Source organism: Bordetella tumbae (assembly GCF_054780995.1).
Genome location: NZ_BAAGVG010000018.1, coordinates 722,455 through 742,444, shown reverse-complemented (window position 1 = coordinate 742,444; position 19,990 = coordinate 722,455). Strand labels below are relative to the sequence as shown.

At 59.3% G+C, this 19,990-nt stretch carries 20 protein-coding genes and 1 pseudogene; 12 read left to right on the top strand and 9 right to left on the bottom strand.

The window, feature by feature from the left end:
* Nucleotides 1-158: 158 nt before the first annotated feature.
* Entirely contained in the window at nt 159-1,052 is an 894-nt protein-coding gene (locus ACYVI2_RS18280) for a LysR family transcriptional regulator (RefSeq protein ID WP_415816169.1), read from the top strand.
* 208 nt (nt 1,053-1,260) lie between these two features.
* On the opposite strand, the gene ACYVI2_RS18275 is transcribed toward ACYVI2_RS18280, so the two are convergent.
* Entirely contained in the window at nt 1,261-1,734 is a 474-nt protein-coding gene (locus tag ACYVI2_RS18275; RefSeq protein WP_415816167.1) for a MarR family winged helix-turn-helix transcriptional regulator, read from the bottom strand.
* 258 nt (nt 1,735-1,992) lie between these two features.
* Between ACYVI2_RS18275 and ACYVI2_RS18270 the strand changes: the two genes are divergently transcribed.
* Nucleotides 1,993-3,318 carry an MATE family efflux transporter gene (locus tag ACYVI2_RS18270; RefSeq protein ID WP_415816512.1) on the top strand — a complete coding sequence of 442 codons (1,326 nt, stop codon included), beginning with the start codon at nt 1,993-1,995 and terminating at the stop codon, nt 3,316-3,318.
* 143 nt (nt 3,319-3,461) lie between these two features.
* On the top strand, nt 3,462-3,653 hold the full coding sequence (locus ACYVI2_RS18265) for a hypothetical protein (RefSeq protein WP_415816518.1): 192 nt from the start codon (nt 3,462-3,464) through the stop codon (nt 3,651-3,653).
* Nucleotides 3,654-3,712: 59 nt separating this feature from the next.
* Here the strand turns inward: ACYVI2_RS18265 and ACYVI2_RS18260 are convergent, their stop codons facing one another.
* Genes ACYVI2_RS18260 through ACYVI2_RS18245 form a run of 4 tightly spaced genes read right to left on the bottom strand, consistent with a single transcriptional unit; the run spans nt 3,713 to nt 6,895 of the window.
* Nucleotides 3,713-4,912: a multidrug effflux MFS transporter gene (locus ACYVI2_RS18260; RefSeq protein ID WP_415816165.1), complete on the bottom strand. Its 1,200-nt coding sequence runs from the start codon at nt 4,910-4,912 to the stop codon at nt 3,713-3,715.
* Nucleotides 4,913-4,917: 5 nt separating this feature from the next.
* Nucleotides 4,918-6,045, bottom strand: coding sequence for an alkene reductase (locus ACYVI2_RS18255; protein WP_415816163.1), 1,128 nt, complete (start codon nt 6,043-6,045; stop codon nt 4,918-4,920).
* Nucleotides 6,046-6,072: 27 nt separating this feature from the next.
* Entirely contained in the window at nt 6,073-6,453 is a 381-nt protein-coding gene (locus tag ACYVI2_RS18250; protein ID WP_415816161.1) for an NAD(P)/FAD-dependent oxidoreductase, read from the bottom strand.
* Complete coding sequence (locus tag ACYVI2_RS18245) at nt 6,443-6,895, bottom strand: MarR family winged helix-turn-helix transcriptional regulator (RefSeq protein WP_415816159.1); 453 nt, start codon at nt 6,893-6,895, stop codon at nt 6,443-6,445. Before ACYVI2_RS18245 ends, ACYVI2_RS18250 begins: the two co-directional genes overlap by 11 nt.
* A 126-nt stretch (nt 6,896-7,021) precedes the next feature.
* On the opposite strand from ACYVI2_RS18245, the pseudogene ACYVI2_RS18240 reads away from it, so the two are divergent.
* The 4 genes and pseudogenes from ACYVI2_RS18240 to ACYVI2_RS18225 form a co-directional block, all read left to right on the top strand.
* Nucleotides 7,022-7,314: pseudogene (locus ACYVI2_RS18240) on the top strand (PaaI family thioesterase); the annotation flags it as partial.
* Nucleotides 7,301-8,485 (top strand): thiolase family protein, encoded by a 1,185-nt coding sequence (locus ACYVI2_RS18235; RefSeq protein WP_415816157.1) that lies wholly within the window; start codon nt 7,301-7,303, stop codon nt 8,483-8,485. The pseudogene ACYVI2_RS18240 and the gene ACYVI2_RS18235, both read left to right, overlap by 14 nt.
* A 16-nt stretch (nt 8,486-8,501) precedes the next feature.
* Nucleotides 8,502-8,960 carry a MaoC family dehydratase gene (locus ACYVI2_RS18230; protein ID WP_415816155.1) on the top strand — a complete coding sequence of 153 codons (459 nt, stop codon included), beginning with the start codon at nt 8,502-8,504 and terminating at the stop codon, nt 8,958-8,960.
* A 34-nt stretch (nt 8,961-8,994) separates the two neighbouring features.
* Nucleotides 8,995-9,999 carry an aldo/keto reductase gene (locus ACYVI2_RS18225; RefSeq protein WP_415816153.1) on the top strand — a complete coding sequence of 335 codons (1,005 nt, stop codon included), beginning with the start codon at nt 8,995-8,997 and terminating at the stop codon, nt 9,997-9,999.
* A gap of 449 nt (nt 10,000-10,448) precedes the next feature.
* Here the strand turns inward: ACYVI2_RS18225 and ACYVI2_RS18220 are convergent, their stop codons facing one another.
* Nucleotides 10,449-10,973, bottom strand: coding sequence for a MarR family winged helix-turn-helix transcriptional regulator (locus tag ACYVI2_RS18220; protein ID WP_415816151.1), 525 nt, complete (start codon nt 10,971-10,973; stop codon nt 10,449-10,451).
* A 132-nt stretch (nt 10,974-11,105) separates the two neighbouring features.
* On the opposite strand from ACYVI2_RS18220, the gene ACYVI2_RS18215 reads away from it, so the two are divergent.
* Together ACYVI2_RS18215 and ACYVI2_RS18210 are read left to right on the top strand one after the other, a co-directional pair.
* Nucleotides 11,106-12,071: a Bug family tripartite tricarboxylate transporter substrate binding protein gene (locus tag ACYVI2_RS18215; protein ID WP_415816149.1), complete on the top strand. Its 966-nt coding sequence runs from the start codon at nt 11,106-11,108 to the stop codon at nt 12,069-12,071.
* 16 nt (nt 12,072-12,087) lie between these two features.
* On the top strand, nt 12,088-13,656 hold the full coding sequence (locus ACYVI2_RS18210) for a sulfatase-like hydrolase/transferase (protein WP_415816147.1): 1,569 nt from the start codon (nt 12,088-12,090) through the stop codon (nt 13,654-13,656).
* Between the two features lie 23 nt (nt 13,657-13,679).
* Here ACYVI2_RS18210 and ACYVI2_RS18205 read toward each other — a convergent pair whose 3' ends face one another.
* Entirely contained in the window at nt 13,680-14,051 is a 372-nt protein-coding gene (locus ACYVI2_RS18205; RefSeq protein ID WP_415816145.1) for a SecDF P1 head subdomain-containing protein, read from the bottom strand.
* Nucleotides 14,052-14,208: 157 nt separating this feature from the next.
* Here ACYVI2_RS18205 and ACYVI2_RS18200 point away from each other — a divergent pair, with 157 nt between their 5' ends.
* The gene (locus tag ACYVI2_RS18200) at nt 14,209-16,050 is read left to right on the top strand and encodes a tetratricopeptide repeat protein (RefSeq protein WP_415816143.1); all 1,842 of its coding nucleotides are present in this window, start codon (nt 14,209-14,211) and stop codon (nt 16,048-16,050) included.
* A gap of 449 nt (nt 16,051-16,499) precedes the next feature.
* Nucleotides 16,500-17,867 carry an aminotransferase-like domain-containing protein gene (locus tag ACYVI2_RS18195; protein WP_415816141.1) on the top strand — a complete coding sequence of 456 codons (1,368 nt, stop codon included), beginning with the start codon at nt 16,500-16,502 and terminating at the stop codon, nt 17,865-17,867.
* A 136-nt stretch (nt 17,868-18,003) separates the two neighbouring features.
* On the opposite strand, the gene ACYVI2_RS18190 is transcribed toward ACYVI2_RS18195, so the two are convergent.
* Complete coding sequence (locus ACYVI2_RS18190) at nt 18,004-18,327, bottom strand: BrnA antitoxin family protein (RefSeq protein ID WP_415816139.1); 324 nt, start codon at nt 18,325-18,327, stop codon at nt 18,004-18,006.
* Nucleotides 18,324-18,623 carry a DNA-binding protein gene (locus ACYVI2_RS18185; protein ID WP_415816137.1) on the bottom strand — a complete coding sequence of 100 codons (300 nt, stop codon included), beginning with the start codon at nt 18,621-18,623 and terminating at the stop codon, nt 18,324-18,326. Before ACYVI2_RS18185 ends, ACYVI2_RS18190 begins: the two co-directional genes overlap by 4 nt.
* 116 nt (nt 18,624-18,739) lie before the next feature.
* Here ACYVI2_RS18185 and ACYVI2_RS18180 point away from each other — a divergent pair, with 116 nt between their 5' ends.
* Complete coding sequence (locus tag ACYVI2_RS18180) at nt 18,740-19,924, top strand: DUF4236 domain-containing protein (protein WP_415816135.1); 1,185 nt, start codon at nt 18,740-18,742, stop codon at nt 19,922-19,924.
* Nucleotides 19,925-19,990: the final 66 nt, after the last annotated feature.

Below are 19,990 nucleotides of genomic sequence, written 5' to 3'. Positions count from 1 at the left end.
AGAGAGGCAGCGCGATGAGTAAAATACATAACTTGAACATGCGACCGAACATGATTCGAACCCCTTTTGTTTTCTTGTTTGGAAGATTTTCATTCTATAGATCAGCTCAATCTGTTCAATGCGATTTCCGTGACAGTATTCCTATACCCGGGGAAAACATGAGTATTTTGCATACTAGAGCGCCCGATGCGCCCTTGACCGCACTGCGCGCATTCGTGGCGGTAGGTCGCCACGGCAGTTTCACTCGTGCGGCCGACTCGCTGGGCATCACCCAAAGCGCGGTCAGCCGGCACATCTCGACGCTGGAAACCTTCGCCGACTGTCGGCTGTTCGTGCGCAGGGGTTCCACGATCGAATTCACGCCGCCCGGCTTGCAGCTGTTCGAGGCGGTGAAAGACGCGTTGTCTACCATTGAACTCACCATGCAGTTACTGGCTCAGCGCGGCCAACGCCATGACAGGCTGAAAGTCAGAACCTCACTGCCCAGTTTCGCGATGACCGTCGTCATCCCGTCGCTGGGCACTTACACCGCCAAGCACGGTGTGCAGATCGATCTGATCACCTCTCTGTCGCCTCCTCAGACATCCGACGATTTCGATGTTCTGATTTCACGCGACCTCAGCCTGCCAGGAACGGAGTGCTGGGAGTTGGTGCGCGAAGAGTTGATCTGCGTGGCCTCACCTGCTGTGATCGAGCGGTTCAACGCCCAGCCGGAGATCTGCATGCCTATGGTTGCGGCCCGATCCCGTCCCGATGTGATTGCGATCTGGGCGGTGGCTGCCGAGGTCTCGCCCGACCGCTTGCACGTCGTGGCGACCTACGATCACTTGTTTCTGGCCGCGACGGCAGCTATCGGTGGTGCTGGGTTTCTGGTGGTGCCCCAATGGCTGGTGCTGCAGCAACTGCAGGATGGCTCATTGGTTAGTTTTGACGATCAACGCATCGGCTCGGGCGCGAGCTACGTCGCCTATGTCCATGCACATAGCGCGCATGCGCAGACGGCGGGCGAATTCTGTCGATGGTTGAAGGCCAGTCTGCGAGACCGGGCGTGAGCTCCACGCTTGCCCGCGGCCGTGGCAGTTTCCAAAACGGTTTTGGTCAGCTTCAAAATAGCCATAACGCCTCCTGTTAAATGACGATTTCTAGGAGCCAAATAGGAGCCAAGGGGGAGCGAAACTCACCCAAAATCGTCCAATTACAGCGTAATGCTAAATTGAGCTGACCCTCCGGAAAACCAAGCTTGGCGCGGCTCAGTGGGTTCTAGCAAGAGCCGGTAGGCCGCTTGAATGCTTCGGCAAATTCATCCGAGAAAATTTCTGCCAAGGCAAGGCGCAAAGCAGCTGCCCGTTCAGCACCGTAGACAGATTCAAAGCGATCCTGTGCCTTGCGCCACAAGCGATTGGATTCTGCCAGTTTCGATCTGCCGCTGTCGGTCAATTCCACTCGCCGACTGCGGCGATCAATAGTGTCTGATCGCACTGCGACATAGCCCTCACGCGTCAGTGGTTCGAGGTTACGACCCAACGATGAGCGGTCAAGCACCATCGCATGCGCCAGCTCGCTTACTGTCGCAGATTCAGCGCGCGCAATGTGAACGAGCACAGAGCGCTGTGAAACGGTGAGCCCACACGGGGCAAGCACTCCATCATAGAGCTGGGTGATGCGTCGCGTCGCCTTGCGTAAGGCGGCGCCATTGCAAATCAGGGGGTCTTTCAGACGCGTCGCTGAAGACATCTCCACCTCCATAGTCACCATGGTGCGTGAACCTTGATATGAACATCAGGCCACGCGTCCAATCGTTCAATTATCCTTGACCATTAGGGGTATATGCAACTAGATTCCCAATCTAGATAGTTGCATATACACGTACTTGGTCGGACGTATCAAGGTCTTCTACATATCCCAGAGCACAGGCAAGCGATGAAACTAGTGACTCCCTCTGTACCAGCACAAGCAACAGTGCAACGGGCGGCCAATCCGCGTCTGCGGGGGATGCTGAATGATCCTATCGTGCCGACTCTGCTTCGAATGAGCGGGCCGAACACAGTAATGATGCTGGCCCTTGCCTCGACCAGCCTGATCGAGATGTGGTTTCTGGCTAAACTCGGCACGGATGTACTGGCGGGTGTAGCCGTGGTCGTGCCCGTTTTGATGTTGATGCAGAACATGTCGCAAGGTGCCATGGGTGGAGGAATTTCCGCAGCTATCGCGCGAGCGTTAGGCGCTGGCGATAAGGCATTGGCAGACTCCCTGGCACGACACGCCGTCGTCCTCAGTGCCTCGATCGGCCTGGTGTTCACGTTGGTGCTCCTGTCGTTCAACACGCCCTTGCTGCGCTTTCTGGGTGCCGAAGGCGCCTCGCTGGTAGCGGCAAAGGAATACGGTCATATCGTGTTCGGGGGACTGATGTTGACGTGGGTGATGAGTGCGCTGGCCAGCGTGATACGTGGCACGGGAAACATGCTGCTACCCAGTGCAGTCATTTGCGGCGGAGCCATACTGCTGATCCCGATTTGCGCGGGATTGATCTTCGGTTTTGGACCCGTGCCACCGCTTGGCGTAGCCGGCGGTGCCTGGGCGTTGGTAGCCTACCAGGCACTCGGAACGCTAGCCCTCGGCTGGTATTGCTTGAGCGGGCGAAACGCGGCCAGGTTGCGCCTCGGCCCCCTTCACTGGGCACCGATGGGCAACATCCTGGGCGTGGGCGGCCTAGCTTGCATCAACCCCTTGCTGACGAACGGATTGATCGCGTCCACGGCTGCAATCGTTGGTGCTTACGCGGGAACCCAGGCGCTGGCGGGCTACGCTACGGCAGCCAGGCTGGAGTATCTGCTGATCCCATTGGCCTTCGGCCTCGGCGGCCCCATGGTGGCCTTGGTGGGCTCGAACATTGGCGCTGGGCAGCCAGAGCGTGCTCGACGTATTGCTTTGGTTGGTGGAGCCATGGCGTTCGCTGTTGCCGAAACCGTTGGTTTGGCAGCTGCCATTTGGCCTGAAACCTGGCTCACGCTGTTCGGCACTGACGAAACACTCCTGAAGACCGGCGCGCAATATCTGCGCATTGCCGGTCCCTTCTATGGATTTTTCGCAATGGGTTTTGCGCTCTACTTCGCCTCCCAGGGCGCGCGGCAATTGAAATGGCCGCTATTGGCCGGCGCGATGCGACTGGTGCTTTACGCCGGCATAGGTTGGTTGATCCTACACGTGACAGGATCTCTGACTGCGTTTTTCGTCACCGGAGCCGTGGCTATGACAGCGTACGGACTTTGCGTGCTGGCCTCAGTCGCCTCTGGCAATTGGGCCACTCCACGACGCTGAGTTTTCGTGACGAATTCCTCCGCGTGCTCCGGCTTGACTCGCAGAACGACGCAGAGTGAATACGGTGTGGTCAGGAACAGATGCTCCTATGTTCGTCCGTGTTGATCATCTCCTGCCCGTGCGATTTACGGCTGGCCACGCCAATGTCTATCATGGTGGCGACCAGACGCGAAGCGCCCCAGGGCATCCCGTTTCGTGACGCGGCCGCCATCGAGCGCGTGCGCAAGGTCGACACCCTGACGATCGCGGCGTTGGCCATGAGCCTGAGCTTGGCCTCCATCGTCGGCAGTGCCTTGCGGCTGCGACAACAGCGTGTTGGCACCACACCGCATTGAACGTGAAGTGTCGTGGGCTGCGGATCCAACCCTCCGCAGCTTGCTCAGATGCAGCCGAACTAACGGGCTAACAAAAAACTTAGAAATGCACCGCCAAGCGCGACAAACAGGATCGTGCCAAGCACCGTATAGGCAGGCAAAGGCAGCATGGTTCCGACGGCAATTGCCAGTGCAGCGAATCCCATCTGAAGAAAACCCAGCATGGCTGAGGCGGCCCCCGCCTGTCGCGCGAAAGGATGCAGCGCAACCGATGTGCCCAGCGGGTTGAACAGTCCCATCCCAAACAGAAAGATGCTCAACGCCGTGCAGAAAACGAAAAACTCTTCCGGACCAAACAGCAGGAGTGCGCTACCCGCCAGGGCGACGAAAAGGCCGGCGCACGCGGCTCTTGTTGTACCCCAGCGTTGCGCCAGTCGTGGCGCCAACAGGCCTGCCCCAAATACGACGAACACGATGGATGCAAAAAACAGCCCGAATGCCAACGAGGTGAGCCCAAAGCCGCTCAGCAGTATAGCTGGCGCCATCGAGAAGAACGCATAGAGCGCACCGATGACCATACCAACTGCCACGGCGGGCGCCATCAACCTGCGATCTCGCGCCAGTGATCCATAGGTGCGCAGCACAGCGCGAATGGATAGCGGGGAACGCTTGTCCGGTGCATGGGTTTCACCTAGCCCGGTCACGTACCCCAGCCCCAGAAGCAGCGCAATCCCTGCAAGTACGATAAAGGTGGCTCGCCAGCCCAGCAGCCCTTCTAGGGCACCACCCAACAGCGGCGAGAATCCAGGTGCCGCCGCCATCGCAACCATCGTCAATGAAAGCGCACGAGCAAGTTCCTGGCCATCAAAGAGGTCGCGGGCGATCGCACGCGACAGCACCGAAGTCGCGCAAACGCCCAGCGCCTGCACCACCCGACCACTGATGAGGTGCGGCAGCGTACTCGCCAGAGCGCAGATCACGCTGCCCACCATAAAAATGGCCAGCCCGATCACCACCAGCCGTTGACGGCCGAAGCGATCGGACAGAGGTCCGACGAACAACTGCCCTACGGCGAAGGCCAGAAAGAAGCTGCTGAGCGTTGCGCCAAGATCCCGGACTGAAACACCAAGGTCTTGGCCTATGGTTGGAAACGCCGGCAGGATGATGTTCGTGGCCAGCGCGCCCAATGCCGCCAGCGCGGCGAGCAGGAACAACACGCCCGCCGTCAGCGTTTGTGGGGCGCGCGACAGCGCTGACGGGGAACGTTCGACAGATGACATGTTGTTCACTGCTGCCCCGCTGGCAGCTTCGATGCTTCAAAGGTCGGGTAGTCCAGATAACCTTCGGCCCCACCACCGTAGAAAGTGGCGCGGTTGTAGGGATTCAGGCCTACGCGCCGACGAGCCCGCTCGGGCAGATCGGGATTGGCGATAAACAGGCGTCCGAATGCAACGGCGTCCGCGCGATTGGCGTCAATAGCGGTGGAGGCCGTGTCGGGTTTGTAGTTGCCCGCAGCGATGAGGGCATTGGGCCAGTGGGGTCGGAACAGCTCCGAGGCAAAAGGTACGTTCTGATGATCGACGTCGGCCTGTCCCGCGCCGCTGGCCCGGGGCTCGATCAGGTGCAGATACGCCAGATCCAGCTCTGCCAGGCGATCGATGAGATAGGTGTACAGAAGCAGCGGATCACCCTCGCCGCTGCCGTTGGCCACGCCGAAGGGGGACAGGCGGATACCGACCCGATCCGAGCCGAAGACGGCCGATACAGCGCGCGCCACCTCCAGCATCAGTCGGCAGCGGTTCTCGATCGAACCGCCATAGTCATCTGTGCGCTGGTTGCTGCGGCTTTGCAGGAATTGCTCCAGCAAGTAGCCATTGGCCCCGTGGATCTCGACGCCATCGAAGCCTGCCCGCTGCGCGCTCAACGCGGCGCGCGTGTAATCCTCGACGACCGCCGCGATCTCTGCGGTTTCGAGCGCTCGCGGCGTCTCGAAGGGTGCCCGGCCGAAGTCCGCGGTGAAGGCATTGCCGGGCGCGGCGATGGCCGACGGCGCGACGGGCAATTGACCGTTCAGCAACGACGAATGTGAAATACGGCCAACATGCCATAGCTGCAGGAACACAAAACCGCCTTTGTCATGGATCGCTTTGGTGACCACTTTCCAGCCAGCGATTTGCGCTTCGCTGTGAATTCCGGGCGTCGCCGGCATGCCCTGGCCAAGCGGCGAGATTTGCGCGCCTTCGGTGATGATCAGCCCCCCCTGGGAAGCGCGTTGGCGGTAGTACTCAACGTTGAGCTCGTTGGGCACGTTGCCCGGAGGGGTCGCACGCATCCGGGTCAGCGGCGCCATGACCACACGGTGGGTAAGTTGTACGGCCCCGAGCTTTAGAGGCGAGAACAGTGCTTGGGTCATCAGCTTCTTCCTTAATCTAGTGATGGTTCAAAAGTTAATCATGTGCCCGGAAAGGCCATGAAATGCATCCAGCAGGGCTTCGCCGAGTGTCGGATGGGGGTGGACGTTGCGTGCCAGTTGATCTGCGGTCAGGCCCCACTTCTGAGCAAGCGTAAGTTCCGGTGGCAGTTCGGCGACGTCGTGACCGACCAAGCGGCAGCCCAGCAGCTTGCCGTCACTCGCGTTGGCGATGAGCTTGATGAAGTCGAAGGGTTCGCCGACGCCCAGGGCTTTGCCGTTGGCGGTGAACGGGAACGTGGCCACCTTGACCCCATGGCCTTCGTCGATGGCCTGCTGCTCGGTCAGGCCGAAGGACGCCAGGGGCGCAATATGGAACAGACGCCATCCAATGATTTGCTCAGCCCACATCCTCTTCCGCGTCCTCGGCAAGGCGGGCAATACAGGCATCCAAAAGCAGATGCAGCTCAACAACACTCGCTTCGCCAAGGCGTTCATTCAAGGCTGTCTGAGCCAGCTTCCAAGCGCGCTGACCCTCAGCGCGCTTGGCCACACCAGCTTCTGTCGACTGGACCAGGCGACTGCGCGCATCGGGCCCGGCACCGATCGTGAGCAAGCCTTGCGCTGCCAAAGGCTGCAAATTGCGGGTGAGCGTCGAGGCATCCATTTGCATGTGACGCGCCAAGTCCCCCGGCCGGATAGGGCCAAGCCTGACCACGTGCGATAGCAAGGCGTACTGCGTGTTCTTCAGCCCCGTCCTGGCGACATACTGGTCGTAGTGCCTTGTCACCACGCGATCGAGCTGGCGCAGTTTTAGGTTGGTGCAGCCTTGTGGCTTGATGGCGTTATCCATGCTATATATTGTACCTACAACTATTGTAGATACAATCATACAGCAAAAGGCGTGACGAATGGAGGCCGAAGAGATCACCGCGCGTTGGCGCGGAGAGGAAGAAGCCGTAAGAGCGCGACTTGGCGCGGCTGGTTCGCGACGTTGATCGATTCCGCAGTCGGGTGCGACCCATGCCACGCTGCCTGCGGGTAAAGGTTTCACCACGCTCGAACTGAAGGTGAACATGGCGCCCCCCGCTCAACGACCGCGTGCCACCGGTACGCGCCGAGGGCAAGATGATCCATGCAGGGCGACAGGTAGCCACCGCGGAAGGCCGCATCGTGGGCCCCGACGGCAAGCTGTATGCCCATGCTACGACGACTTGCCTGGTTTTCGATGTTCCCGCTCACATCAAAAGGAGTTCCCATGAGCAAACCTGAAATCGTCCTGTGCGCCCCGGTGCGCACGCCCATCGGTACCTACGGCGGCGCACTCAAGGACACTCCCGCGCCCGCACTGGGTGCCGCAGTCGTGCGTGAGACGCTAAGCCGCTCGGGCCTAGCCGCGGATAAGGTCGACGCTGTCGTGTTGGGCAACGTCATTCAGGCCGGTGTGAAGATGAACCCTGCCAGGCAGGCCGCCATCGGCGGGGGCTTGCCTGTCCAGGTGCCGGCACTGACCGTCAACCGCGTTTGCGGCTCGGGGGCACAGGCCATCGCGACGGGGGCTCTCGAAATCCTGGCGGGCTATGCCAACGCGGTGATCGCTGGCGGCATGGAAAACATGGATCAGGCACCTTATCTCGTGCCTGGCGGGCGTTGGGGCAACCGGATGGGCGATGCGGTGATGATCGACAGCATGCTGCGCGACGGCCTAAATGATGCATTCAGCGGCCAGCATTCTGGCTGGCACACCGAAGACCTGGTCAGCCAGTTCGGCATCACCAGGGAAGATCAGGACCGCTGGGCAGCACGCTCTCAGCAGCGCTTCAGCGCGGCGCAAGCCGCTGGGAAGTTCGATGCAGAGATCGTCGGTGTGGAGCTTGCCAGCCGCAAGGGCCCTGTCCGGTTCGAGCGCGACGAAGCCAATCGCCCCGAGACGACCGTGGAGACGTTGGCCAAGCTCAAGCCGGCTTTTCGCAAGGACGGCACGATCACAGCAGGCAACGCACCGGGACTCAACAGCGGCGCGGCAGCGCTGATCGTCGCCGATCGGGGGTACGCCGAATCCCAAGGCTTGCAGCCGTGGGCGCGGCTAGTCGCCCATGGCGTCGCTGCAGTCGAGCCAGGTTTATTCGGCCTGGGGCCGATACCGGCGGTCAAACTGGCCCTGGAGCGCGCAGGTTGGACGCACATTGACATCGAGCGCGTCGAGATCAACGAGGCATTCGCCGCGATCACGTTGGCATGCCTGCGCGAGCTGGGGTTGCCGGAGGACATCGTCAATGTCGAAGGCGGCTCCATTGCACATGGTCATGCCATTGGAGCCACTGGAGCGGTACTGACGACACGGCTGCTGCATTCGATGCGCCGTGACGGACTCAGGCGCGGAGTCGTGACATTGTGCATTGGCGGCGGTCAGGGCATTGCCCTGGCGCTTGAAGTGCTTTGAAGCAACGGAAATAGCCATGACTCTCCTTTACCTGGAAGACCTGGAGCCGGGGCAGCGATTTCCTGGAACGACGCGTATCCGCATTGAGGAGAGCCGCGTCACAGCTTTCGCCGCGGAGTTCGACCCCCAACCTTTCCATCTCGATGAGCGCTCGGCCCGGGCCTCGATCTTTCGGGGTCTTGCGGCCAGTGGGTGGCACACCGCCGCGGTGACCATGCGCCTGCTGGTCGACAGCGAATTCAAACCTGCGGGCGGCATCGTGGGTGCAGGCGTTGATGAATTGCGCTGGCCGCGACCGGTACGGCCTGGCGATGAGCTGCGCGTAGAGAGCGAAGTACTCGAAGTCCGGCCGTCGAAGTCCAGACCAGAGCAAGGACTGGTGAAGGTATGCACCACCACGTTCAACCAGGACGACGAGGTAGTGCAGACGTCGGTGAGCAATCTTGTCGTGTTGCGCCGGACGAAACCAGCATAGAAGTCATGAATACAACCTTTCAATCGGAGCCAAAATGAAATACACCGTTTTCGGCAAAACCGGCCTGCAGGTGTCGCAGGTCGCGTTGGGCACGGGCAACTTCGGCACAGGCTGGGGGCACGGGGCTGACCCTGATATCGCCGAGGCCATTTTGAACGCCTACAGTGAAGCAGGCGGCAATTTCATCGACACTGCTGATGTCTACCAGTTCGGCCAATCCGAGGAACTGCTTGGCAAGCTGCTGCAGGGACGGCGCGAGGATTTCGTGCTGGCCACAAAATTCACCCGTGGCGCAGCGCCCAACGCCAATCGCCTGGTCACCGGGAACAGCCGCAAGGCGATTATCGCGTCGGTCGAAGCGAGCCTAAAAAGGCTGAAGACGGATCGGATCGACATTTACTGGGCGCACTGGCCAGATCAGGTCACGCCTACCGAAGAGATTGTCCGCGGTTTCGAGAATCTGGCGCGGTCGGGCAAGATCCTGTACGCGGGCCTTTCCAACTTCCCCGCCTGGCGCTTGGCCCGTGCTGTGACACTGGCCGAACTCACAGGGGCCGTACCCATCGCAGCCGCGCAGTTTGAACATAGCCTAGTGCGCCGAGAAGCCGAGGCCGACTTGTTTCCGGCCTCGAACGCGTTGGGGCTTGGGGTCGTGACTTGGTCGCCGCTGGGCGGCGGCATGCTCACGGGCAAGTACCGCCAGGGCGTAAAGGGACGTGCCGAGGGTTTTGGCGGCAAGGTGTTCCAACCAGAAAACTCGCCACAGCGCACTCAAGTGCTTGATACCGTCCTGGCCATTGCCGGTGACTTGGGCGTCCCGCCCAGCCAGGTTGCCATCGCTTGGGCCGGTACGCATGGCTCCGTTCCGATCATCGGCCCTCGTACGCCCGAGCAGTTGCAGGACAACCTTGGAGCGCTGGCGGTGGAGCTCTCCGCCGACCACATTGCGCATTTGGACGCAGTCAGCAATTTAGCTGGCGCATTGCCGACGCGTACACCTATTTCCTGGGGGGACAAGGCTTTGACCGCTGTGGCCTGAACTGCATAAGCGAAGATGTCGCATTCAGTGTGGACGGTCGCCGCTTGCAACGAATGCATTCAGCATAGACCCTGTGCAGCAGCGCCAACTCTCCGAAGCGGGCACCCGCTGCCCAAGCAACCGAGATAAGCGAAAGCCCCGCACTGGGCGGGGCTATATTTGCAAGACTTGCAGTCCGGGACAAGCATCTCCGTGCCGTGCTCCGAACACTTAGGAAACGAGACCTTCAATTCTGGAGGGGCACAGAAGGCGAATTCTCTTCTATCGTGGGATGAAGGGATGCTATGTGTATTGCACTGACAAAGAAACCGCCGAGTACTTTCGATCTCGCATCAATGAGATATAGCAGTTTCGACCCGATCCGGCAGATCAATCAGTTGATGATCGGCCTTAGAAGAAAATAAGTGAAACCCAGGCGCCCCGTGCCTGGCGACTTTACGCTGACATGGCTATCGCGCCCGCGAGCGGCGCGTACCTCCCTGCCGACGGCTAGCCTTATCCGCCACGACATTCTCATTAGACATACGCTCGCCACGCTGCGCCACCAGCTGCAACAAATGCAGCAGCTGACGTCCTTCATCCGGAGTCAAGTCCGCCATCAGCAAGTCATTCAGATGGGCGATCTCCGGCAACATGGCGTGATACAGCGCCTGCCCAGACTCCGTTGCCATGACATTCGTGATGCGTTTGTCGTCTGTATCGCGCCCCCTGTCGACCCAGCCCTTGCCGCACAGCGAGCCCAGGGCACGCGAAGTCCGCACCAGGTCTAGTTTTGCAGTAGCCGCCAGCTCCGCCGACGTCAGCGGGCCATATTCCACCACCGCCGCCAGCAGGCGCCACTCACGCCGTGTAATACCAAAGCGGCCCTCGCACAGCCGCACGAACATCGGACTGGCCTGCGACCAAGCCTGGTACAGGCAATACATAGGCATCTCCGCCAGATGAAAGGGACGCTGTACGGACACAGAAGGCATCAGAGGCTCTCCTACCTGGATTTTGTACGTTTGCTTATGCCGATATTGGATTAGATCAAGAAACACGTCCGTTGCTACAGTCTCTCCATCTTGACCACAACCCATCAAAAGACGGCAAGACAAGAGGAAAACATGATCAAACGGATGATACTGGCCGCCCTGGCGGCATGTGCGCTGGCCACCTCGGCATGGGCGGCCGCACCGCTGAGCGGCCCTTTGACCATCGTGGTGGGCTATCCGCCCGGTGGCGGCTCGGACCGCATCGCCCGGCTGGTGGCCGAGCGCCTGAAAGATCGAGTGGGCGTTTCTGTCATCGTCGAGAACAAGACCGGCGCAGGTGGCCGCATTTCGGCGCAACTCCTGCACAACGCCGACGCGAACCAGAACGTGCTGTTGCTCGGCAACCCCGCCGTGATGGTGGTCGCCCCGCTGGTCTATGCCGATCCCGGCTACGATGCGCAGCGCGATTTCAAGCCCGTGTCGCTGGTCAGCAGCTACAAATTCGCACTGGCGGTGTCGGCCGATTCGCCCATGAAAGACATGAAGGCCCTGCGAGCATGGCTAAAGGAACATCCCGAGCGCTTCACATTGGGCGTGCCGGCCACCGGCAGCCTGCCGCACTTCTTCGCGCTGATGCTGGGCGACGAGATCGGCCAGCAGGCTGAAGTGGTCGGTTATCGCGGCTCGGCGCCGCTGATCAGCGAACTGGTTGGCGGCATCCTGCCGCAGGCAATCGATACCCTGGATACGCTACTGCCACAACATCAGGGCGGCCGCGTGCGCATCCTGGCCACCTCGGGCACCGAGCGCGAGGCAGAGCTGGCGGACGTGCCGACCTTCCGCGAGGCCGGCATCGACCTGGCGGCGGATGGCTGGAACGCATTTTTTGCGCCGGCCGCCATGCCGCAGGACAAGGTCGAGCGCCTGGCGCGCGATATCTCCGCGGTAATGAGCGATCCGACGCTGCAAAAGGCCGTGCGCGCCATCAACCTCGAGCCGATCTCGGCCGACGCAGCGCAGACGACACAAGCGCTGGCGGCCTATCGCAAGCAATGGGAGCCAGTGGTGCGCGAATCCAGCTTCAAGGCAACTCAGTAACAGGGGCATGCATTCCATGAGCAAGATCCAGAACGTGCTGTTCATCATGGCCGACCAGTTGCGGGCCGACCACTTGGGCAGCTACGGGCATCCTTACCTGCGCACACCCAACCTGGATGCGCTGGCGGCGCGCGGCATGCGCTTCGAGCAGGCGTTCGTAAATTCGGGCGTGTGCGGGCCATCACGCATGAGCTATTACACCGGGCGCTATCCATCCAGTCACGGCACGACCTGGAACCGCGTGCCGCTGTCCGTTAGCGAGGTCACGCTGGGCGAGTACCTGGCCAGCCGCGAGCGCGATATGGTATTGATCGGCAAGAGCCACGTCATTCCCGACCAGGCCGGCATGCAGCGGCTGGCCATCGATGGCGGCTCAGAACTGGGCACCTTGCTGGCGCGCGGCAGTTTCCGCGAGGCCGACCGTTATGACGGCCACCACGAGCCGGGCGATGAAAGCGGGTATCCGGCATTCCTACGCCGTCATGGCTACAATTCGCCCGATCCGTGGTCGGACTATGTCATTTCCGCGATGGATGCAGACGGGCAAGTGGTCAGCGGGTGGCATATGCGCAATACGCACCTGCCCGCGCGCGTCCGCGAGCCGCATTCGGAAACCGCCTACACCACCGACTGCGCCCTGGATTTCATGCGCAAGCGCGGCTCGCAGCCCTGGGCCCTGCACCTGAGCTATGTAAAGCCGCACTGGCCCTACATGGCGCCCGATCCCTACCATCGTATGTATCGCAGCGACCAATGCCTGCCGGTAGTGCGCAACCAGCAGGAGCTGGCCGGCGCGCATCCAGTGCTGCAGGCCTATCGCCAGCATGAAGAAAGCCAGAGCTTCGCGCGTGAGGAATGCGTGCGCACCGTGCGGCCGGTCTACCAGGGGCTGATCACGCAACTGGATACCCACCTGGGCCGGCTGTTTGACTACATGGAAGGCGCCGGGCTGATGCGCAACACGCTGGTGGTGTTTACTGCCGACCATGGCGATTTCCTGGGCGACCACTGGCTCGGCGAGAAAGAGCTGTTCTACGACACTGTGCAGCGGGTGCCGCTGATCATCATGGACCCGAGCGCCGCGGCCGAGGGCACGCGCGGTCAGGTGTCCCGGCAGTTGGTGGAAAGCGTGGACATCACGCCGACCATCCTGCAGGCGCTGGACGTGCCGCAAGCCGGCCACCTGCTCGAGGGGCGCGCCCTGCAGCCGCTGCTGCATGGCGCACCGGAAGGCATGCCGTGGCGTGCCGCGGCGGTGTCCGAACTGGACTACAGCTTCCGCCAGGCTCGGCTCACACTGAGCAAGACGCCGCAGCAGTGCCGCGCATGGTCAGTGCGCACCGATCGATGGCGCTATGTGTACTGGCGCGACGAGCCCGAGCAACTGTTCGACCTGCAGAGCGACCCCAACGAGTTCGAGGATCTGGGCGCCAGCCAGTCCCACGCCGCAGTGCGCGCCGAGATGCGGCAGCATTTGCTGGACTGGTCGCTGCGTAGCAAGCGGCGCACGACCATGTCCGACGAGGCGGTTGAGAGGTCTACCAACGCGCACAAGCGGGCGGGCATCTACTTTGGGCAGTGGTGATCATCGCGGCGAAGCAGCCAAGTCTACTTATCGTCGGAAACGTTAATTGTGCTACCCGTGCTGAGCCGTTTCACAATCTCCTGAGCAGACATCCCGCCAAAACCATCCACACCGGGAGACAAGCGTAACGCCCCGCCCTCGATCGGACTCATTACCGTCGGCGACGCCAACATCACATCGTCGGCACGAATATGAATCATCTTGCCGACACGGTCACGCGTAAACGCTGCCAGGTTACGTTGGCCCTCCGCCGTCAGCTTAACGTCGACGAAGTCCTGATTCGTCACATCATCATGTGCAACAGCAGCACTCTGGACAGGTATCCGTACTGTCTCTGCATGGGCCGCAACACTGCACATCAGCGCAAAGCCCGCTATTAATCCAATCATTCGCATGAGCGCACCCCGTGTTTCAAATCTGTAACGGTGCCGTTCTCGCAACGACATCTCTCATTGAGAATTGATTGTAGCGAAGTCATCGATCGTTCCTCATCAATGTCTGAATGCCCCTGTTGTACAGTGTTGATACAACCAATCTATCTCCGACACGATCATGACAGTCATCGCCGCGAAGGTCCTGAATAGCCTGGTGGATCACCTGTTCGAACGACTCACTCGTCGCCCGTCAGAACGTCCATGGTGGGATTCTCTGTATCGCCTGCCCTTGGCAGATCTGCAGCAACGCGCGAACGACGGCGATGCCAAGGCCGCCTACGTATTAGGCGATATCTATGACCAAGGCCAGAATGGGGTCGATCAAGATTTATCGCTTGCGGTTTGGTGGTACCGCTATGCGGCAGAGCGTGGAGATGGCGACGCGCTCAACAATCTGGGGAGCATGAGCCAGCACGGTGACGGACTGCCCCAGGACGATGAGCAAGCGCGGCATTACTACGAACAAGGTGCCGCCGCAGGTTGCGGCAAGGCCATGAACAATCTCGGCCATTTCTTCACTCAGGGTAGAGGCGGTCTTCGCAAAGACTTGCCTCAATCGGTTCGGTGGTTCAAAAAAGGCTCTCGCCTGCGTGACAACGACGCTATGGTTTCTCTAGGTTACGCATACGACAATGGAGTGGGCGTATCGGTTAGTCCGTTGAGAGCTCTCTACTGGTTTCGACGAGCGGCACAGGCTCAATATCCAAAAGGTTATTTCAATTTGGGGCTTTCATACTGGGCCGGAGATATCGTGCTGCGCAACGAGCGCAAAGCCGTTGCGCTATTTTTCAAGGCCGGCCCCGATCATGTCGGCGCGAACTATTTTCTGGGAAAAGCGTATTACGAAGGACGGGGAATCGAAAAAAATATCTCGGAGGGACTGCGTCTGATCAGTCTGGCGGCGCATAAAGACTATGAGCTCGCTCAAGAGTATTTACAGTCAATCGAAGACTCGCCCGTCGATCTCACGTTGCAATCTGGCTCAGCTGTCCCACCCGTCTATTTACTCGCCGTTCACGCCGAGCAAATGGGCCATTGGTCAGATGCCATCCGATACTACGAGAAATCCATCGCTCTTTTCGACACCGTCCCCAAGGTAGATGAAAATCAATGCGCGGGCACGCAAGAGCGCCTCGCCTACTGCTTGCATGAGGCGGGGGAATACTTGCGTGCCAGGCAAATCAATGAGCAAGTTCTAGCCACGGGCGAGCGCTTGTACGGCGCAAACAGCAACAAGCTGAACGTTGTACTGACCAATCTGGCTCAAAACGCCTACATGCTGCACGACTACGATACGGCACGCACCTTGCTCGAACGCCGTTTGGCGCTTTCACTCCAACATGACGAGTCGGCACACATCGACGACTGCTTGTTTCAACTTGGCGTACTGGCCTTCGAACAGGGGCGCCTCGACGATGCCCAGGCCTTGATGCAGAGACGTCTGGACTTGGCATCGAAAAGTGGGGACTTACAGCGCATTGAGGATGCAGGCGATGCATTCGAAGCACTCAAGCTTCGCCTCGATGGACTTCAAAAAAGCCCGACGGCCCACGAAGAAGCAGAAACGGTGAAACTGGCAGTACCTCATGCGGGCCGTTCGACGGCGGTCCTACCCACTACATTGGACATAGACCGTAGCGCGGCTCGTGCTCTAGAGGCCCGGTCGCTGTCGGATTTGCAGGCCATTTATACCCGTCTGCAAAAAGAAACCGATAAAGGTGAGGCGCTGATTGCAGGTGGCGGCACGGCCTGCCCTTGCGACGCGGCAACCGCAACACTGCTAATTGTCATCGGTTTTGCGATCAACAAGCTCGATGGAGAAGGCCGTTATCAGGATTGGATGGAAGATGAAAGCCTTAGCTTGCTAGCTGACTACCGTGCATTTATTTCTACTTGTGGCGAAGATGCCCAATCGACGGCGCTTTCCGATATCACTGATCTGATGATCAAGAAACTCTAAAAACACGACCAGCAGTGAGCTGATGGTGATCAGTGACACCCCTCCTATTGAGCCTTACTTTTGAGGCCCGACGGAGCCTCCTGAATCTGCGGAAGACTCTCTCTCCTTCTCTTTCGCTTTCTCTGCCTTCTCTCCGTCGTAATGCGACTTAATGCCGAAGTACATGGCGACGACTAACACGATCAACTTAAACGAACCGAAGACTATAGGGACCCACTGCATCTTTTTCTCAAAACGCTGCTTCAGCAGCTTCAGTTACCACCTGGTGGCGAGTTGGCCGGACACCACAATCCATACAAGTGTTCAATCCAAACGCCTTAAATCCATACAAATAACCAGATTTTTTGTATTATATGGCTTTTTTGTCCCCAACAAAATTGCCAAAAATCCATACATCGCCGGACGACTCGTCTCCCACGCGCCGCCTTAAGAAAGTAAACCTGTCTTGGGTGCGCCCCCTGACGGCAGGCTTGGGCTCTCGGTACCAGCAAATCGCCGCGCAAATCGTTACCGCGGTGGAGGATGGCGTTCTCAAACCGGGCGATCGCCTGCCCCCTCAACGCGAACTCGCCCAGGCATTGGGAGTCGATCTCACGACCGTCACTCGTGCCTACACGGAAGTTCGCCAGAAAGGGCTTTTGGAGGCTCACGGCGCAGGTGGGACCTATGTCGCCTATTCCGAATCGGGAACAAACGGGACGATTGATCTGGGAATGAATATCCCTCCCTTGCTCAACAGTGCAGAGTTTGCGCACATGCTCGCGCAAGGCGGTGGCACAACCCCGACAACAGCCAGCCCGATGGATCTGATGAGCTATCACGTGGGCGCAGGGGCGAATCGGCATCGTGCCGCAGGGGCAAAATGGCTGCAGCCGATGATTGGCAACACGGACATTGAGCGGGTCGTGGTCTGCTCTGGTGCGCAAACCGCGATCGCGGCACTGCTGCTGGCCAAGAGCCAGTCCGGGGATGCCATTGCTTGCGATGAGTTGACTTACCCGGGCTTCTTGGCCGCAGCCCGCTTGCTCCAGCGCGTAGCCCTAGGGGTGAAGTCAGATGAACACGGAATGGATCCTGCCGATCTCGAACGCGTGTGCGAACAACATCGTCCCGCGGCGTTGTACTTGAATCCGACGATTCAAAATCCAACTGCGCTGACGCTCTCGGTCGCGCGACGAGCGGAGCTTTTACGTGTTGCAGAGAAATATGCGCTGCCAGTCATTGAGGATGATCCTTACTGGCTGTTGAGCGAACGTCCACCGAGCACAATGTTTTCATTGGCTGCCGACACATCTACGGTCCCGGTTTATTACGTCTCGACGCTATCGAAATGTATAGCACCGGGCCTGAGAACGGCTTACCTGGTTGTACCTTCAGGTGAGCCGTTAAGTCCGGTTCTTGACGCCCTGCGCTCGCTGGCTCTGATGCCCACGCCTTGGATGGCTGAATTGGCGACGACGTGGATAGAGTCGGGAGCCGCCGTTCAATGGCTGGCACGGATCAAGAGCGAGATGCAGCATCGACAAACTATCGCAGCATCGATCCTGCCGGGAAATATCCAAGCCGACCCGCATGGGCTACACCTCTGGCTCCAGTTGCCGCGTCATATCGACCCGTACCGACTCACACAAACGGCGCTACAACAAGGGTTGGGAGTCACTGATTCGGAGGCGTTTGCCACGGGGTCTTTCAGCCCCGCAGCGTTGCGTGTGTCATTGGGTGGCGCGATTGATCGAACTCGCCTGACGCACGGCCTGACCCGATTGGCGGAGTTGCTCCGAGGAGATGTTGGCAGGCGGGTTTCCAATGTTGTTTGATTGGCCTATGCCATCTTTCACTGCGATCCGGTGATCAGGGACCATATCGATCATCATTTTGACGTCAAGCAAGACAGCGAACTGCTCAAGAGCATTCCCAGCCAGGGGGCCAAAGATAAGGGAGTTCGTTGAACTCTCAACGAGCAGAAGCGACCTTGCCAGCCAAAGCCAGGGACGCGCGCAGCATATCGTTGGTGCGGGTCTGCCATCCCTCCCCGCTGGCGCGAAGCGCCTCCAAAATGTCGGCATCGAGACGCAGCTTTACTGCCTCTTTCGTCACGGCTTGAGTACTGCCCGCCGGACGCCCACGCCGCTTAATCTTCTCCGGCGTGTGCACCTCCGCAAACTTCCCAGCCCTGGCTTCCGCCAAAGAATCGCGCAGACCAGGAAGTGCCTGCCCAGCGTCGGCTTCGACGGCCTTGGCCACCTTCTCCATATCCAGTTTCTTCAGGGTCTTCATGCTTTCCTCCGCTTGATTTCCTTGGGCATCACGTTCTCACGCTCAGCCTTGGCATACACCATGACCAACAACACGACCTCGTCATCGACCAGATGAAAGTAAATTACTCTCGCTCCGCCACGCTTGCCCATGCCCTTACGCGCCCAGCGCACCTTTCGAGCTCCATCAGCCCCAGGAATGACGTCGCCCGCGTCGGGGTTTTCCGCAATCCAGGCGATGAAGGCATGACGCTCATCCTCGTTCCAAATTTCAGCAGCTTGTTTCTGGAACGTGGGAGTTTCGGCCACAGTACGCATTTAATTGTACCCCCAAAGAAAATAAGCAAACAAGCAAAAGGACACTCCAAGTAACTATTTGTGATATACAGCCGTACTACGACATCATGTCCCGTAAGGGAGCAGGGAGCGAAGTTATGGCATTGCGCTTTCGTCGATCCATCAAGTTGGCGCCGGGCATACGTATGAATTTGAGCAAATCCGGTGTGAGCTGGACGGTCGGGCCACGCGGCTCTACGGTCGGAATTGGTAAGCGCGGAGCACGCCTCAACACCAGCATGATGGGATTTTCATCCAGTCAGAGCCTGTATAAGCCTACTCCCTCTCCACGACGATCTGCCGCGCCTGAGCCCGCATCACCGCGCAGCTACGTCGCCCTAACCTGCGGCGTGACGGATGATGGTGTTCTAACGTTCCACGACAAGGACGGCAAGCTCGTCAGCGAATCCGTGGTTGAGGAGGCAAAGAAGCAAAACCGCCAGGCTATTTTGGATTTGATTCAGCGCAAATGTGATCAGATCAATGGGGAGCTGGATGCTCTCGCTAACATCCATCTAGATACACCTTCACCCCACATTTCACCTACCTTTTCGCCTGAGCCCTACCCACACCCAGCCCCGTCTCAGCCCGCGCCACCAACCCCACGCTGGTGGGAAAAACTCTTCTCTAAGCGATTAGCGACGTTGCAGGCCTCCCACCAACAGGCTATGGCTAACTATCGACGCCAACTCGACGCATGGCAGAAAAACAAGAATCAACATGAGCAAAATCAGACTCAACGACGCCATTTCCTCGAACATGAGATTCATCAGGACCCTGCCGCCATGGAGCGTTGGTTGGAGGAGAATCTGCAGGACATCACCTGGCCAAGGGAAACGTTGATATCGCTGGACATCGTAGAGCAAGGCCAACATATCCGTCTCGACGTGGATCTGCCTGAAATCGAAGATATGCCGTCCAAGACCGCAGCAGTTCCGAGTCGAGGCTTAAAACTCTCTGTCAAGGATTTGCCAGCCGTACAAGTACGCAAGCGTTATATGGCACATGTACACGGGGTGGGCTTCCGGATCATCGGCGAAACATTCGCCGCCCTTCCCTGCGCCCGTCGAGTCACGTTATCGGGCTTTTCTCAGCGTCACGACGCCGCCACCGGCAAAGCACGCGATGACTACCTATACTCTGTCAGCGTGGCGCGAGACGATTGGGAGCGTATGGATTTCAAGCAACTCGCCATGGTCGATGTTGTGGAGTTACTCGCGCAATTTGATATACGGCGACAAATGACAAAAACGGGCATTTTCAAACCCATTGAGCCGTTTTAACTTAAGGGACAACAGGTGCCGTACTGGGTCGCCTCGAGAACCCGAGGCGACCCAGTACAACGACGG

Excerpts from the sequence above, each read along its gene's own strand:
- ACYVI2_RS18200 (WP_415816143.1), top strand. The coding sequence starts at position 14,209 with ATGACAGTCATCGCCGCGAAGGTCCTGAATAGCCTGGTGGATCACCTG.
- ACYVI2_RS18235 (WP_415816157.1), top strand. The coding sequence starts at position 7,301 with ATGAGCAAACCTGAAATCGTCCTGTGCGCCCCGGTGCGCACGCCCATC.
- ACYVI2_RS18180 (WP_415816135.1), top strand. The coding sequence starts at position 18,740 with ATGGCATTGCGCTTTCGTCGATCCATCAAGTTGGCGCCGGGCATACGT.
- ACYVI2_RS18250 (WP_415816161.1), bottom strand. The coding sequence starts at position 6,453 with ATGTGGGCTGAGCAAATCATTGGATGGCGTCTGTTCCATATTGCGCCC.
- ACYVI2_RS18280 (WP_415816169.1), top strand. The coding sequence starts at position 159 with ATGAGTATTTTGCATACTAGAGCGCCCGATGCGCCCTTGACCGCACTG.
- ACYVI2_RS18260 (WP_415816165.1), bottom strand. The coding sequence starts at position 4,912 with ATGTCATCTGTCGAACGTTCCCCGTCAGCGCTGTCGCGCGCCCCACAA.
- ACYVI2_RS18210 (WP_415816147.1), top strand. The coding sequence starts at position 12,088 with ATGAGCAAGATCCAGAACGTGCTGTTCATCATGGCCGACCAGTTGCGG.
- ACYVI2_RS18255 (WP_415816163.1), bottom strand. The coding sequence starts at position 6,045 with ATGACCCAAGCACTGTTCTCGCCTCTAAAGCTCGGGGCCGTACAACTT.
- ACYVI2_RS18205 (WP_415816145.1), bottom strand. The coding sequence starts at position 14,051 with ATGCGAATGATTGGATTAATAGCGGGCTTTGCGCTGATGTGCAGTGTT.
- ACYVI2_RS18220 (WP_415816151.1), bottom strand. The coding sequence starts at position 10,973 with ATGCCTTCTGTGTCCGTACAGCGTCCCTTTCATCTGGCGGAGATGCCT.
- ACYVI2_RS18230 (WP_415816155.1), top strand. The coding sequence starts at position 8,502 with ATGACTCTCCTTTACCTGGAAGACCTGGAGCCGGGGCAGCGATTTCCT.
- ACYVI2_RS18270 (WP_415816512.1), top strand. The coding sequence starts at position 1,993 with ATGCTGAATGATCCTATCGTGCCGACTCTGCTTCGAATGAGCGGGCCG.
- ACYVI2_RS18185 (WP_415816137.1), bottom strand. The coding sequence starts at position 18,623 with ATGCGTACTGTGGCCGAAACTCCCACGTTCCAGAAACAAGCTGCTGAA.
- ACYVI2_RS18215 (WP_415816149.1), top strand. The coding sequence starts at position 11,106 with ATGATCAAACGGATGATACTGGCCGCCCTGGCGGCATGTGCGCTGGCC.
- ACYVI2_RS18245 (WP_415816159.1), bottom strand. The coding sequence starts at position 6,895 with ATGGATAACGCCATCAAGCCACAAGGCTGCACCAACCTAAAACTGCGC.
- ACYVI2_RS18265 (WP_415816518.1), top strand. The coding sequence starts at position 3,462 with ATGTCTATCATGGTGGCGACCAGACGCGAAGCGCCCCAGGGCATCCCG.
- ACYVI2_RS18190 (WP_415816139.1), bottom strand. The coding sequence starts at position 18,327 with ATGAAGACCCTGAAGAAACTGGATATGGAGAAGGTGGCCAAGGCCGTC.
- ACYVI2_RS18225 (WP_415816153.1), top strand. The coding sequence starts at position 8,995 with ATGAAATACACCGTTTTCGGCAAAACCGGCCTGCAGGTGTCGCAGGTC.
- ACYVI2_RS18275 (WP_415816167.1), bottom strand. The coding sequence starts at position 1,734 with ATGTCTTCAGCGACGCGTCTGAAAGACCCCCTGATTTGCAATGGCGCC.